General features: G+C 69.0%; 13 protein-coding genes. 5 read left to right on the top strand and 8 right to left on the bottom strand.

Annotated elements, in window-relative coordinates; all coding sequences use genetic code 11:
• The first annotated feature begins 210 nt into the window (after positions 1-210).
• Positions 211-1,614 carry a type VII secretion integral membrane protein EccD gene (gene eccD, locus IE307_RS13450; RefSeq protein WP_191298206.1) on the top strand — a complete coding sequence of 468 codons (1,404 nt, stop codon included), beginning with the start codon at positions 211-213 and terminating at the stop codon, positions 1,612-1,614.
• Positions 1,611-3,023, top strand: a complete 1,413-nt coding sequence (mycP, locus tag IE307_RS13445; protein ID WP_191298205.1) for a type VII secretion-associated serine protease mycosin — start codon at positions 1,611-1,613, stop codon at positions 3,021-3,023. Before eccD ends, mycP begins: the two co-directional genes overlap by 4 nt.
• Positions 3,024-3,095: 72 nt before the next feature.
• On the opposite strand, the gene IE307_RS13440 is transcribed toward mycP, so the two are convergent.
• From IE307_RS13440 to eccB, 3 genes are all read right to left on the bottom strand, one after another.
• A complete protein-coding gene (locus tag IE307_RS13440; protein WP_191298204.1) occupies positions 3,096-4,181 on the bottom strand; it encodes a WXG100 family type VII secretion target in 1,086 nt (361 codons plus the stop codon).
• Positions 4,181-4,507: a type VII secretion target gene (locus tag IE307_RS13435; RefSeq protein WP_191298203.1), complete on the bottom strand. Its 327-nt coding sequence runs from the start codon at positions 4,505-4,507 to the stop codon at positions 4,181-4,183. The genes IE307_RS13440 and IE307_RS13435 overlap by 1 nt, the downstream gene beginning before the upstream one ends.
• A 71-nt stretch (positions 4,508-4,578) precedes the next feature.
• Positions 4,579-6,192 (bottom strand): type VII secretion protein EccB, encoded by a 1,614-nt coding sequence (gene eccB, locus IE307_RS13430; protein WP_191298202.1) that lies wholly within the window; start codon positions 6,190-6,192, stop codon positions 4,579-4,581.
• 273 nt (positions 6,193-6,465) lie between these two features.
• Between eccB and eccE the strand changes: the two genes are divergently transcribed.
• The 3 genes from eccE (at position 6,466) to IE307_RS13415 (ending at position 10,189) form a co-directional block, all read left to right on the top strand.
• The gene (gene eccE, locus IE307_RS13425; protein WP_229904656.1) at positions 6,466-7,671 is read left to right on the top strand and encodes a type VII secretion protein EccE; all 1,206 of its coding nucleotides are present in this window, start codon (positions 6,466-6,468) and stop codon (positions 7,669-7,671) included.
• The gene (locus IE307_RS13420) at positions 7,668-8,396 is read left to right on the top strand and encodes a hypothetical protein (protein ID WP_089915236.1); all 729 of its coding nucleotides are present in this window, start codon (positions 7,668-7,670) and stop codon (positions 8,394-8,396) included. The genes eccE and IE307_RS13420 overlap by 4 nt, the downstream gene beginning before the upstream one ends.
• A 230-nt stretch (positions 8,397-8,626) precedes the next feature.
• Positions 8,627-10,189, top strand: coding sequence for a S8 family peptidase (locus IE307_RS13415; protein WP_191298200.1), 1,563 nt, complete (start codon positions 8,627-8,629; stop codon positions 10,187-10,189).
• A 727-nt stretch (positions 10,190-10,916) separates the two neighbouring features.
• On the opposite strand, the gene truA is transcribed toward IE307_RS13415, so the two are convergent.
• From truA to rpsK, 5 genes are all read right to left on the bottom strand, one after another.
• Positions 10,917-11,708 (bottom strand): tRNA pseudouridine(38-40) synthase TruA, encoded by a 792-nt coding sequence (truA, locus tag IE307_RS13410; RefSeq protein WP_191298199.1) that lies wholly within the window; start codon positions 11,706-11,708, stop codon positions 10,917-10,919.
• A 56-nt stretch (positions 11,709-11,764) separates the two neighbouring features.
• Positions 11,765-12,352: a 50S ribosomal protein L17 gene (gene rplQ, locus IE307_RS13405; protein WP_191298198.1), complete on the bottom strand. Its 588-nt coding sequence runs from the start codon at positions 12,350-12,352 to the stop codon at positions 11,765-11,767.
• A gap of 51 nt (positions 12,353-12,403) precedes the next feature.
• A complete protein-coding gene (locus tag IE307_RS13400) occupies positions 12,404-13,462 on the bottom strand; it encodes a DNA-directed RNA polymerase subunit alpha (protein ID WP_191298197.1) in 1,059 nt (352 codons plus the stop codon).
• A 151-nt stretch (positions 13,463-13,613) separates the two neighbouring features.
• Positions 13,614-14,219 (bottom strand): 30S ribosomal protein S4, encoded by a 606-nt coding sequence (gene rpsD, locus IE307_RS13395; protein ID WP_191298196.1) that lies wholly within the window; start codon positions 14,217-14,219, stop codon positions 13,614-13,616.
• 23 nt (positions 14,220-14,242) lie between these two features.
• A complete protein-coding gene (gene rpsK, locus IE307_RS13390) occupies positions 14,243-14,650 on the bottom strand; it encodes a 30S ribosomal protein S11 (protein WP_015105236.1) in 408 nt (135 codons plus the stop codon).
• Positions 14,651-14,671: the final 21 nt, after the last annotated feature.

Raw genomic sequence — 14,671 nt, 5'->3', positions numbered from 1 at the left:
GACTCGTTACGCCACCAGTAGCAACCGACACTATTGCGCATCCGCGGGCGTCACGAAGGTGGGTCGGACAAACCCAGTCGAACGTGTTCTGCGAACCACACGTGCAAGATGCGTCGGTGCGTCCATACTAGGGCCGCCCGACAACCGCCCAGGTGGACCAATAAGGTCGGGCCGTTGATTTGTAAGCACTGATCTGACTTAGGGGGCCTGGTGGCGACCGGTACGACGGTGTTCAGCCGTGTCACGGTGGTGGCACCGCGAACGCGTATCGACGTTGCGCTGCCCGCCGACGTGGCGGTGGCCGATCTCCTGCCGATGCTGCTGGACATGGCGAGAGAGGCCACTCCGGACGGTGGCGTCCGGCACGGTGGCTGGTGCCTCGCCAAGCTCGGCGACAACCCGCTCGACCCGGCGCGCACGCTGGCGTCGCTCGGCGTCGTCGACGGCGACCTGCTGCAGTTGCGGCGCCGCAACGAGAACCCGCCGCCGCCGTTGTACGACGACGTCGTCGACGCGATCGCGGAGTCCGACCCGGACTCGTTCCGGCCGTGGACCAAGGAGACCGCGCAGCGGTTCGGCCACATCGCCGGCGCGCTCGCGCTGATCGCGGCCGCGGTGGCGTTGTTCCTGTCCGGCCCGCTGACCGAGAACGGCGCCGGCAGCGGTCTCGCTGCCGCGATCGCCGGTGGTGTCGGCGCGATCGCACTGCTGGCCACGGGCGCGACCATCTCGCGGGCCTACAGCTCGGTGTCGACCGGTGTGCTGATCGCCGCGTGCGGTTCGCTGCCGCTGGCGTTCGTCTCGGGCTTCCACGCCGTGCCCGGCGCGGGCTTCAACCCGAAGATGCTGCTCGCCTCCGCGCTGATGATGATCTTCGCGTGGGGCGGCATCCTGCTGATCGGGCAGGGCATCACGGTGTTCATCGCCGCGGCGACCGGCGGCACCCTCGTGGCGCTGGCGTTCCTCGTCGCGACGTTCGTGGAGCACCCGCTGACCGGTGTCGCCGCCGCGACGGGCGCCGTCGCGCTCGGCGCGCTGTCGATGCTGCCGAGGCTCACGCTGCAGCTGGCCAAGATCCCGCCGCCCGTCGTGCCGACGAACGCCGAGGACCTCAAGGAGGACAGCGGCTTCCCGGAGTACGCGGTCATCGAGCGCCGCACGGCCGTCGCCCACGAGTACCTGACCGGCATGATCATCGGCACCGGCGTGGTCGCGGCACTGGCCGCCATCGTCGCCGCGTCCGCCGACACGGTCTGGGGCCCGATCTACGGCGTCGTCGTCGCGATCGTGCTGATGATGCGCGGCCGGGCGTACGCCAACGGCGCGCAGGCCGTGGCACTGCTGTCGACCGGCATGTTCGCCAGCGCGGGCATCCTGCTCGGCTGGCTGATCTCGACGTCGTCGTTCAACCGCATCGCGTTCGTCTTCGGCGCGCTGCTGGTGCTGGGCGCGCTCGCGCTGGTGCTCGGTGTGATCTTCCCCGGCCAGAAGTTCTCGCCGCCGTTGCGCCGCACCGTCGACATCCTCGAGGCGATCCTGATCGCCTCGGTGCTGCCGCTGGCGCTGGCCGTCATGGACATGTACACCGTCTTCCGAGGTCTGATCACGCTATGAGGACCGGCATCAGGCGCACCACGGCGGCAGCGACCGCCGGACTGCTTCTGCTGACGGGGCCCCTGCCGCAGGCCTCCGCTCAGCCGTCGTCGACCCCGGCGACCGCGCGGCCGAACTCGGTGCCGCCGGACCTGCCACCCGGTACCCAGCCCCCGAAGGACGAGGGCAAGCCGGACGTCCCGTACAAGCGGACGAACAAGGGGTGCGTGGAGTCCGACACGAAGAGCGAGCTGATCAAGACCAAGCCCTGGGGCCAGGTCCAGCTCAACCTCGACCAGGCGCACCGGTTCGCGACCGGCAAGGGCATCAAGATCGCGATCATCGACACCGGTGTCGACCCGCGCAACCCGCGCTTCGGCACCAGGGTCGAGCCGGGCGGTGACTACGTCGCCGACAAGAACGGCATCGACGACTGCGACGGCCACGGCACCGAGGTCGCGGGCGTCGCCGCCGCGGCCAAGACCGAGGGCGACTTCGTCGGCGCGGCGCCGGAGGCGACGATCCTCGCGATCCGCCAGACCAGCGACCGCTTCGAGTTCGAGGGCAACGCGGCCAACCCGGAGAAGCGGGCCAGCGCCGGCAAGGTCGGCACGCTGGCCCAGGCCATCGTGCGGGCGGCCGACAAGGACGCCAAGGTCATCAACATCTCGCTGACGAACTGCAGCAACCCCAAGGGCTTCAGCGCGGACGACCAGAAGCTGCAGGCCGCGATCCGGTACGCCGTGGACGTCAAGGACGTCGTGGTCGTCACCGCGGCGGGCAACCTGAGCGACCAGGGCGTCGGCTGCGCGGCGCAGAACAACAACATGGACCCGGCCACCGTCAACTCGGTGTCGTCGCCGGCCTGGTTCGCCAACGACGTGCTGTCCGTGGCGTCCATCGCGCAGTCGGGCGCGGTCTCCTCGTTCAGCGTGTGGGGTCCGTGGGTCAGCATCGCCGGTCCGGGCGAGGAGATCATCTCCGTCGACCCCAAGGGCACCGGCCTGACGAACGCGAACGTCACCGCGCAGGGCGTGCAGGACATCAAGGGCACCAGCTTCGCCTCGCCGTACGTCGCGGGCATCACGGCGCTGGTGCGCGAGCGGTTCCCGAACCTCAAGGCGCGCCAGGTGATGGAACGCCTCAAGGCGACGGCGCTGCACCCCGGCGGCCTGACCGGCAAGGACAACAAGACCGGCTTCGGCATGGTCAACCCCATGGCGGCGCTCACCGCCGTGCTGCCCGCCGAGGCCGCCGGCTTCAAGGCGCAGCAGCCGCGGGAGATCACCACCAGCGTCACCCCGCCGAAGGGGCTCGACTGGCCGCCGATCATCGTGGCGCTGAGCGGCATCGGCGTCGGCGGTCTGCTGCTGGCGCTGACGTTGTTCATCAGGAATTCGCTCAACCGCAAGCGCGGCAGCCCCGCCTAGCCCCCGCGAACGTCGAACGGCCCCGCTGAAGTCCTTCAGCGGGGCCGTTTCACGTTCGCGGGTGCGGCACGGTCAGTCGTCGTCGCCGATCGACTTGGGCGCGGCCTTCTTGGGCTTGCCGAGCAGGTCCTCGATCGAACCGGTGATCCGCTGCTTCGGCTTGTGCTCCTTGTCGCCGCCCTGCTGCCCGCCGCCCATGCCACCCATCATCGGTGCCATGCCGCCCATCATCGCGCCGCCGCCGGGAGCGGCCCCAGAACGGCCACCGGCGGCCGCGGCGGCCTGTCCGGCACTCGCACCCCCGTCCGCGGCCGGAACCTGCTCAGCGACGCCTGTGGCGCCACCGAACTGCATCTGCTGCTGGGCCGCCGCGGCGGGAGCGCCGACCGAACCGACACCACCGGCTCCGACGCCTCCGCCACCGCCGCCGACCGGGCCGCCACCGCCACCCGGAGACGCATCGGTGCCCGCGGCGGCCGTGGCCGACGCCCCAGCCGGTTCGGGCGTCTTGGCCTCGGGCTTGGCGGGCGCCGAGTAGGTCCAGTTCTTCTCGGGGTACTCGTGCTCCATCCGCACGGCGTCGAACCCGCCGGCCTCACCGGACACCCCGTCGCAGAGCTTGAGGAACGCCTCCAGCACCTGCCGCGCGGACTCGTGCAGCTCGCGGACCGGGTGCTTGATCTCCTCGATGTGCCTGATCGCGCGCTGGTCGCCGTCGAGCGGCAGCGCGGCCGTGCCGGACACCGAATCGGCGGCGTCGGCGAGCACGTGAGCCATGTCCTGCACGATGACGCGGACGCCGTCCGCGGTCTCCTCCAGCGCGTCCGCCATGGCGTTCATCGCGTCGGACATGTCGCCGCCCGCGAGACTCACTTTGCGCATGTGGTCGAGGAACGCGTCGGCGTCCTTGCCCTCCCACCGCGCGTCGACCCCGCCGAGCGGCGCGGAGACGTGCCCGGTGACCGCCTCCGTCACCTTCGCGGCCTTGCGCCACCGCTCGGCTTCCTCGCGCAGGTCGTCCCAGTCGCCCACCAGCGGGTCGAAGAAGTCGTGCACGAGGTCGACGACGCCGAGCTCGCGGCTGACCCGCGAGAGGTAGTCGAGCTCGGGACCGACCTCGGCCGCGATCTGCCTGCCGTCCGCCTTGCCGCCGACCATCACAGCCCCTGCCGCCGCTCGACCTTCTTGATGGCCTGCAGGCTCTCCTCGTCGCCCCGCCCGTACTGCGCGGCGACGGCGTGCAGCCCCTTCGCGGCCGCGTCGAGGGAGTCGCAGGCACGGGCGAGCTGCGAGTTGAGCAACTCGGCCGCCCGCGCGTAGCCCTGCGCGGTGCCGACGGTCCTGCCGATCTCCCCGAACGACTGCGGGCGCAACGGGGACACCTTCATGGTGTCGCGCACCCGCCGGAGATCGTCCGTCGTCCCGTCGATGCGGTCGGCGTACTTCTCCAACCACTCGGCATCGACGCTGATCCGACCGGCCAAGGCTCAGTCCCCCTACCAGAACTCCGGGTGCATTCGTCCCTTTCGACGGTGATGCACCCGGAGCGGTTCCGCTACTTCTGAACGGCCGCCTGCGGATCCTTGAGGACGCCACCGGGCACCGGGATCGAGTCGTAGCTGCGGTTGGCCTCGTTCTTGTTGAGCTGCGGTCCCATCGGCAACAGGCTCAGGATCTGGTTGGGCGCCGGCGGGAACGTCCCGTCGAGACCCAGCGCCGTCGCGGTGCCCGCGTCCGGCACGCCGTAGCGCACGCCGCGGCCCGTGACGATCTGGACCGGACCGGTGCCGAAGTCGCCCTTGCCCTGGCTCGCCCGCACGACCGCGGCCTTGCCCGGCAGCATCAGGAACTGGTCGACGATCTCACCGGCGGCGCCCGCCGCGTTCAGCTCGACCGGCGTCATGTCCTTGGGGCCGGGCAGCTTCGAGCCGATCGTGACCGTGGTGTGCTCGGCCTTGGTCTGCTCGGTGACGTTGTCGGCCTTCCAGCCCAGGCACAGCACCGTGTTGCCGGCGTTCGCCTCGAGCGTGCCCGGGATGTTCACCGGGTAGGAGTCGAGCCTGGGCGGGTTCTTCGGGGCCTGGCGGTTCGAGACGGTGCTCGGCGAGAGCAGCACCGACTCCTTGTTGTTCGCGTACGACCAGCGCAGGAGGTCGCCGACGGTCTCGCCCACGGTCTGGAAGCCGTCCTCCAGCACCACCATGGACTCGAGGCCGCCCTGCCGCTCGACGCGGATCACGTCGCCGATGTTGACCTTCGCCTCGGTGATGTAGGTGGCCTGCTTGCCCTGGTTCGGGATCTGCGGCGCGGCCAGCGGGGCGACCTCGGGGATCGTCGTGAGCAGCGCGGTGCTGATCGAGCGCGCCTGCTTGCCGGTCAGCTTGAGGGCGTTGACGACCTTGTCGTTCTTGAGGTCGACCTCGGCGCGGACCGTCGACGACGAGATGTCGGTGCGGCTGTCCGGCTTCTTGTAGATCAGGTAGGCCTTCTTGGCGCCGGTGCGCTGCTGCACGAGCACCGCCTCGTCGCCGAGCTGCGGGTTGCCCTCGCTGACGCCCGCGATCACGGAGGTCTTGATCTGGTTCTCGGCCGCCTGGTTCTCGCGGAACTCGTCCAGGTCGAGCGTGTCGCAGACCGACCACTGCGCGTCGATCCGCATGTCGCCCTTCGGCAGCACGTCCGGAGCGTCGGGCAGACCCGTGAGCCGGCCGCGCGGCAGGTTCGCCAGAGCCTTCTCGCTCACGAGCTTCGGAGCGCCACCGGCGGCCTCCTGCGGGCCCGCCGTGCCGCCGGGGGCGTCACCGCCACCCACGCCCTGCTGGGCGTCGGGGTTGTTGCGCGAGAACCAGAGCAGCCGGGCCGACGCCAGGTTCGTCATCGGGATCAACCGCCGCGGGGCGTTGTCCACGACGTAGACCTGGCCGGTCTCCTTGCTGATGGCGATCTGCGTCTGGTCGTCCAGCTTCGGCGCCGGGCTGAAGAGCCCGATGATGAGGAACACGATCAGACCGAGGACGCCCAGCACGATACCCACCGCTGTAGCACGCGAGTGGATGCTCATGGGGTCATGCAGCATCACCGCGTCTCGGCGGACAAGAGCTGACTGCATCCGCTTCAGGACGAATTGGTAAGCCTGGACCTGTGCCTTGGTGGTGGGTGTTGATGCCATTCTCGGCTCGCTGCTCTCCCAGTCGCGGTACGGTTCGGCAGGATAGCCGGACGCAGGTTGCTCCGTGGGCCGGTTCGCCAAGCCCACCGACCATCGAGGGGAAAGAGACCACAACGGATGTCCGTGACCACTCCACATCCGCCCCGGCCCAACCCAGGGATGGCACGGCCGCAGGGACCTGGCGGTCCTCCCGGCCAGCAGGCACCCGCGCCTCCGCGTCCGGTCGGGCGTGTCCGTCGCAGAGCCGCGGGCGTGAGCCTCGGCTCGTTGCCCGTGTCGAACGTAGTCACGATCGAGGTCGGTCTCGCCATCGCCCTCCTCGTGCTCGCGATCATGGGCGTGAAGCAGGGCGACGCGCTGAACGTCGTCTCCGTCTCAATTGCCGGCGGTGTGCTCCTCGTCGCACTGGTCCTGGCCTTCACCCGGTCGCGCGGCCGCTGGCTCACCCAGTGGATCGGCGTCCGCCTGCGCTACAACTTCCGGTCGCACACCCGCACCGCGAACCGCCAGGAGCAGACGGAGTCCAAGCCCGGTGACGACGAGCTGCAGGTGCTCGGCCCGGAGGACCCGCGCGTCGCGCTGCTGCGCCTCGCGATCCCGGACCTGGTGATCGCGAAGGGCGTCGACCACGAACGCCGTCCGCTCGCGCTGTCGTGGCACGACGGCGTGTGGACCGCGGTGCTGCTGGTCGACCCGACGCCGCCGCTGATCTCCGCGGTCGGCTCGGCGCCGTCGCTGCCGCTGGGAGCGCTCACACCGTGCCTCGAGGACCGGGGTGTCGTGCTCGACGCGATCACCGTGATCTGGCACTGCTACCCCGGCAGCGCGGCACTCCCGCCGAACTCGCCGGCCGTCAGCTCGTACATGGAGGTGCTCGGCCCGCTGCCCGCGGCGGCCCGGCGCACCACGTGGATCACCGTCCGGCTGGACCCGCGCCGCTGTGGCGAGGCGATCCGGGAGCGCGGCGGCGGCGTCGTCGGCGCCCACCGCGCGCTGATCGGCGCGTTGTCCCGCGTCCGCAACGCCCTGGAGTCCGCGGGCGTCACGATCCGCCCCCTCGACTCGGACGAGCTGCTGCGCGCGGCGATCTCGTCGGCCGAGCTGACCGCGGCCGTCGGCGGCACGAACCCGGTGTCGCTGCGCGAGAAGTGGAAGGGCGTCACCGCGGGTGGCGTCGGTCACGCGAGCTACGCGATCACCGGCTGGCCGTCGAAGGGCCTCAAGGGCAACCTGAACTCGCTGACCGGTGTGCGCGCTCTCTCGTCGACGCTCGCGATGTCCATCTCACCGTCGCGCGAGGACGGTCAGGTCTCGCTGCGCGGCCTGGTGCGGGTGAGCGCCCGCACGCCGAGCGAGTTGGACAGGGCCGAGGACCAGCTCTCGAAGCTGGGTGACAAGCTCGACATCACGCTGACCCCGTTGCGGGGCATGCAGCTCGCGGGTCTCGCCGCGACGCTGCCGCTGGGAGGTGTCGCATGAGCTCGTCGTCCCGTCTGCTGGATTCGCGCGGCCGAGGCGCGGTGGCACCGGAGTTCCTGGTGTCACCGTCCATGCTCGACCTGGTCAGCCCCAGCGGCGACCGCGGCGGCATGATGCTCGGCCAGGGCACGAAGGGCGAGCCGCTCAGCGTGTCCGTCCTGCGTCCCACGCCGACCCGCATGGTCGTCGTGGGCGGCCTGTACCTGGCCCGCCAGATCGCGTTGCGCGCCATGGCGACCGGCGCGTGGATCATCATCGCCACCGGCCGGCCGCAGGCGTGGCAGCCGGTCGTGCGCGCCGCGGGCCAGGGCCCGGACGGCCGTCCGTCTCAACTGGTGCAGCTGCGCCGACTGTCCCCGGCGGACCTCCCGCGCCCGACCGAGGACATGCCGCTGCTGGTGATCCACGACGGCGGCCACGTCCCGCAGGAGCTGTTCCCGCCGCGCGCCCCGTGGCAGACCACGATGTACGTGCTGCCGTACCTGCACCCGCAGGCGTCGTCCACGGCGAACAACGCGGACCTCGTGCTGCTGCAGCGCCTCCCGATGGGCCAGGCGCAGCTCGCGGGCCAGATGTGGCGCCTGCGCCCGCAGATGTTCCAGCAGCTGACCCAGCTCAAGGACGACCAGGTCATCGCGATGGGCCAGGACATGTGGGCGCACCTGCGCCTGTACACCACCCCCGGTGAACAGCAGATCCTCGGAGCGGTCCGCCGCGGCGATTGAGAGCGGTCTTCGAACTCGCACGAATAGACGACACTTGCGCCCCGAACGGTTCATCGTTCGGGGCGCAATTGTTTTGTAAAGAGATCAGCGGCACCAACCGGTTCACAGGCACCCGCAAATCTGTTGATTCGGCATTCGAAGGCAATTTCGTGGACCGTCTTGTGTGGAATCAGTCCGCGCCACTAAGAAAACTCTCACTGCACAACCCTGCGACGAGGGAGCTTGCTGCTATGGGAGAATCGTGGGCCAGACGAGCGGGCGGAATCGGACTGGTGGCGGGCACTGCGCTCGTCCTGTCGTCCGTCTCCGCCACCGCTGCGCCCGAGGGGGAGATTCGGAACCTCGGTGCGTCCAACGCGGTCAAGGACAGCTACATCGTCGTCCTGAAGGACTTCAGCACGGCCAGTGCGGAGAACCTCAGCGCTAAGTACGGCGCGAAGGTGAAGCACACTTACAAGTCCGCTTTGCGCGGTTTCTCGGCACAGATGTCGGAAACCCAGGCCAAGCGCCTGGCCGCCGACCCGAGCGTCGACCACGTGACGCAGGACGGCGTGGTCAGCAAGTCCGAAACGCAGACCCCGACCCCGTCCTGGGGCCTCGACCGAATCGACCAGCGAGCACTCCCGCTGGACAACAGCTACACCTACCCGAACCGGGGCGCGGGCGTCACCGCGTACATCATCGACACCGGCATCCGCTTCTCCCACACCGACTTCGGCGGCCGCGCCGTGTCCGGCACCGACACCGTTGACAACGATGCCGACGCCTCGGACTGCGACGGCCACGGCACCCACGTCGCGGGCACCGTCGGCGGCACGAAGTACGGCGTCGCCAAGGACGTGAAGCTGGTGGCCGTCCGAGTCCTGGACTGCACGGGCTCCGGCACGTTCGCGGGCGTCATCGCCGGCATCGACTGGGTCACCAACGACGTCCAGACCAACCCGGCCCGCAAGCCCGCGGTGGCGAACATGTCCCTCGGCGGCGGCGCGAACGCAGACGTCGACAACGCCGTGAGGCGCTCCATCACGGCAGGCGTCACCTACGGCCTAGCAGCGGGCAACGGCAGCGGCGCCAACGCCTGCAACACCTCCCCGGCCCGCACCCCGGAAGCCATCACCGTCGGCTCCACGGACCGCACCGACGCCCGTTCGTCGTTCTCGAACATCGGCCCCTGCCTCGACATCTTCGGCCCGGGCCGCGACATCACCAGCGCCTGGCTCACCAACGACGAGGCCACCAACACCATCAGCGGCACCTCCATGGCCACCCCGCACGTCGTGGGCGCCGCAGCCGTCTACCTGGGCTCCACCCCCACGGCCACCCCGCAGCAGGTCAGGGACGCCCTCGTCGAGAACGCCACCTCCGACGTGGTCACCAACCCCGGCACCGAGTCCCCGAACAAGCTCCTCCACATCACCGGCACGGCCCCCGGCAACCCGCCCGGCCAGTGCCCCGCCGTCACCAACGACGAAGACACCGCCATCCCGGACGCCAGCGAGGTCAAGTCCGCCATCACCATCGCCGACTGCAACGGCAAGGCAGGCGCCACGGCCACCGTGAAGGTCGCCATCAAGCACACCTACCGAGGCGACCTGGACCTGGCCCTCATCGCCCCCTCAGGCGCCACCAAGACCCTCAAGGTCCCCAACGGCTCCGACAGCGCGGACGACCTCAACGCCACCTACACCGTCAACCTCTCCACCGAGGACGCCAACGGCACCTGGCAGCTGCGGGTGCGCGACAACTACCGCCAGGACACGGGCCACATCGACTCGTGGACCCTCGACCTCTGACCCACGACCGCTGACCCTCGACCTCTGAGCCAAGCCGCACCACCAGGAGCCCCCGGTCCCCCCGCCGGGGGCTCCTCCCTTCCGGTGCGGGTTCGGTAGGGCAGGCGGACCGAGCAGGGCTGCCCGGCGGGCTGGGCTGTGCTGGCTCTGGACGGGCCGGGCAGGCAAGAGCAGCCGGGCAGGACAGGCGCGGCAGGACAAGCGGAGCCAGCAGGGCAGCAGGGCTGGCTGGACCGGGCCGGGCGCGCGGCCAAGCAGGCGGCCGGGCAGGCTCGGGCGGGTTGGGATCGCGACTGAGGCTGGGCTGGGGACACCAGCAAGGCCGAAGGCGAGCCGCCCATCCCCGCGATGCCGAAGGCGAGCCGTCAGAGCACGCGCAACAAGCACGCAGATCGCTCGCGATGCCGCAGGCGAGCCGTCCTTACCAAGAGGCCTCGGCGGTGGGGTCCCGTCACGAGTCGCGCCACAGCTCTTGCTGCACCTGAGTAGGGGTGTCAACTCGACACGCTTTTCGTCGAGTTGACACCCCTACTCAGGTGTGGCCAGCTCCTGGTGCGACTTGTGGCGGGACCCCACCGCCAACGCAACAAACAACGCAACGCGCAGCCGCCCAACACAAACAGGCGTGCCATCAACCCACCCACGGCGCCACCCCCCGGATCAGATTGCCGGGGGTCTGGGGGCAGAGCCCCCAGGGGGAAGCACGCAAGGCGAGCCCAACAACGAGTCAGGACAACGTACGAACCCGCCGAGTCATCTCAGCCCGAGCCGCCAACTCCGAATCCCCAGGAAAATCCACCCGCACCAGACACAACCCATGAGCAGGAGCCACAGTCACCCCAGAAGCCCGCCCACTCAAAGACAACAACGACGCAGGCCACTCAACAGCCTTGCGCCCCTCCCCAACAGCCAACAACGCCCCGATCAACGACCGAACCATCGAGTGGCAGAACGCATCAGCAGACACAAACGCCGTGACCACCCCGTCAACAGCAGACCGCACCAACTCGAGCCGCTGCAACTCCCGGATGGTCGTAGCCCCATCCCGCCTCTTGCAAAAAGCACAAAAATCGTGCTCCCCCAACAACAACCCAGCCGCAACGTTCATGGCCGCGACATCAAGCGGCCGGGGCCAGGCAAGAGTGTCCAACCGCCGCAACGGATCCGCACCAAAGTCAGCGTCAGCAACCCGATACTCGTAATGCCGCCTCAACGCCGAAAACCGAGCGTCAAAGGCAACAGGCACCACCCGAGCCGAGAACACCCGAACATCAGCAGGCAACGCCCGAGCCAACCGCTTCGGCAACCCGGGAACGTCAACCGAAGCAGGCAGATCAGCATGAGCGACCTGACCGGAGGCGTGCACCCCGGCATCAGTACGCCCAGCCACCGTCAAAGACACGTCCTCCCGCAACACCATGGAAAGCGTGTCCTCGAGAACGCCACAAACAGTCCGGCGAGCAGGCTGCCGAGCCCACCCGGAAAAGTCGGTCCCGTCATACCCCAGGTCGAACCGCACACGAACGAGCCCGCCGCCCCCAAGGGGAGCGACGGGCTCATCAGCGTTCAAACCGCTCAGGACTTGTCCTTGGACTCGTCCTTGGCGTCCTTGGCCTCTTCCGCCTCGACGTCCTCGGCCGACGGCTCACCGTCGACCTCGACAGCGCCCTCAGCGGGCTGGTCGGCGGCGTCCTTGGTCGCGGACTCGGGCGCCTCGGCGTCCTGGTCGACGACGGCGGTCTCCGCCGGCTTCTCGTCCTTGGCGAACTTGGTCTTGCGCGCAGCCTCGGCCTCGGTGGAGACGAGCTTCTGCTGCACCAGCTCGATGATGGCCATGGGGGCGTTGTCGCCCTTGCGCGCCAGCGTCTTGGTGATGCGGGTGTAGCCACCGGAACGGTCGCTGAAGAACGGACCGATCTCGGCGATCAGCTTGTGCACGACGTCCTTGTCGCGGATCACCTTCATGATCTCGCGACGGTTGTGCAGGTCGCCGGCCTTGGCCTTGGAGATGATCTTCTCGGCGTACGGACGCAGCCGCTTCGCCTTCGCCTCAGTGGTCTTGATCCGGCCGTGCTGGAACAGCGCCGTCGCCAGGTTGGCGAGCAGCAGCCGCTCGTGCGCCGGAGACCCACCGAGCCGGGGGCCCTTGGTAGGGGTGGGCATCGCTTGCTCCTGTAGTTACTAAAAGAGATCCTCTAGCTCTGAATCAGAGCGTCAGAGCTGCTCGGTCTCCGCGTAGTCCTGACCGTCGTCGTGGGAGTCCAGGCCGGCGCCGGCACCCCAGCCGGTGTCACCGGCGTGGTAGTCGGCAGCGGCGGCGGACGGGTCGAATCCAGGAGGCGAGTCCTTCAGCGCGAGGCCGAGACCGACGAGCTTCATCTTGACCTCGTCGATCGACTTCGCACCGAAGTTGCGGATGTCCAGCAGGTCCGCTTCGCTGCGCGACACGAGCTCGCCGACGGTGTGGATGCCTTCCCGCTTGAGGCAGTTGTAAGACCGGACCGTGAGGTCCAGGTCCTCGATAGGCATCGCGAACGCGGCGATGGTGTCGGCTTCGGCCGGCGACGGGCCGATCTCGATGCCCTCGGCGTCGATGTTCAGCTCGCGAGCGAGACCGAACAGCTCAACCAGGGTCTTACCAGCGGAGGCAACCGCGTCCCTCGGGGTGATCGAGGGCTTGCTCTCCACATCGAGGATCAGCTTGTCGAAGTCCGTCCGCTGCTCGACACGCGTGGCCTCGACCTTGTACGTCACCTTGAGAACCGGCGAGTAGATCGAGTCGACGGGGATGCGGCCGATCTCGGCGCCCGCCTGCTTGTTCTGGACAGCCGGGACGTAGCCGCGACCGCGCTCGACGACGAGCTCGATCTCCAGCTTCCCCTTGCCGTTCAGGGTCGCGATGTGCAGGTCGGGGTTGTGCACGGTGACACCGGCCGGAGGCACGATGTCGCCCGCGGTCACCACACCGGGGCCCTGCTTGCGCAGGTACATGGTCACCGGCTCGTCCTCCTCGGACGAGACGACGAGCTCCTTGAGGTTCAGGATGACGTCGGTGACGTCCTCCTTCACCCCGGGAACCGTGGTGAACTCGTGCAGCACGCCGTCGATGCGGATGCTCGTGACAGCAGCACCGGGGATCGACGAGAGCAGCGTGCGGCGGATCGAGTTGCCGAGCGTGTAACCGAAGCCCGGCTCCAGCGGTTCGATGACGAACCGGGAACGGGTCTCGGAGACCGCTTCCTCGGCGAGCGAGGGGCGCTGGGAAATCAGCACTGGATTCAACCTTTCTACAACGACGCCCGCTATTTGACGCCGCCAACTTCGGCCAGTCGCGGAGACCGGCAAACGCACTCGGCACACCATTCGCGCCGATGCGGGACCCGACCCGGACCACCGTCCACGAGGGACGGTGGTCCGGAGAGGATCACTTCGAGTAGAGCTCGACGATGAGCTGCTCGGTGACAGGCGTGTCGATCTGCGCGCGCTCGGGCAGCTGGTGCACGAGGATGCGCAGGTTCGAGGGAACGACCTGCAGCCAAGCGGGAATCGGGCGGTCACCGAAGGACGCGCGGGCAGCCTCGAAGGGCAGCGTCGGCATGGACTTCGGCTTCACGTCGATGATGTCGAACTTCGACACCTGGTAGCTCGGGATGTTCACCTTGTGGCCGTTGACGATGAAGTGGCCGTGGGCGACGAGCTGACGAGCCTGGCGACGCGTGCGGGCGAGGCCCGCGCGGTACACCACGTTGTCGAGGCGGGCCTCGAGGATCTGGAGCAGGTTCTCGCCGGTCTTGCCGGGGCGGCGAACCGCTTCCTTGTAGTACCGGACGAACTGACGCTCAAGAACGCCGTAGGTGTAACGAGCCTTCTGCTTCTCCTGGAGCTGCAGCAGGTACTCGGACTCCTTGACCCGGCCACGACCGTGCTGGCCGGGCGGGTACGGACGGCGCTCGAACGCCTGGTCCCCACCAACGAGGTCGACCTTGAGGCGACGCGAGATGCGCGTCGCGGGTCCCGTATAACGAGCCATGAGTTCTTACTCCTCCCCGTTCCTCAGACCCGGCGCCGCTTGGGCGGGCGGCAGCCGTTGTGGGGCTGCGGGGTCACGTCCTGAATGGTGCCGACCTCGAGACCGGCGGCCTGCAGCGAACGGATCGCGGTCTCACGGCCGGAGCCGGGGCCCTTGACGAACACGTCCACCTTGCGCATGCCGTGCTCGGCGGCCTTGCGGGCGGCGTTCTCGGCAGCCATCTGCGCCGCGAACGGCGTGGACTTGCGCGAGCCCTTGAAGCCCACGTGGCCGGCGGACGCCCAGCTGATCACGTTGCCCAGCGGGTCCGTGATGGACACGATGGTGTTGTTGAACGTGCTCTTGATGTGCGCCTGGCCGTGCGAGACGTTCTTCTTTTCCTTGCGCCGGACCTTCTTGACCCCGGCGCCCGTGCGGGACTTGGGTGGCAAAACGAACTCCTAAGTTGAGGG

Origin of the sequence: Lentzea cavernae, from assembly GCF_014653695.1 — a bacterium.
GTDB lineage: Bacteria > Actinomycetota > Actinomycetes > Mycobacteriales > Pseudonocardiaceae > Lentzea > Lentzea cavernae.
Note: the sequence above shows the minus strand (reverse complement) of the source record. Positions and strands in the feature narration are given on the sequence as shown.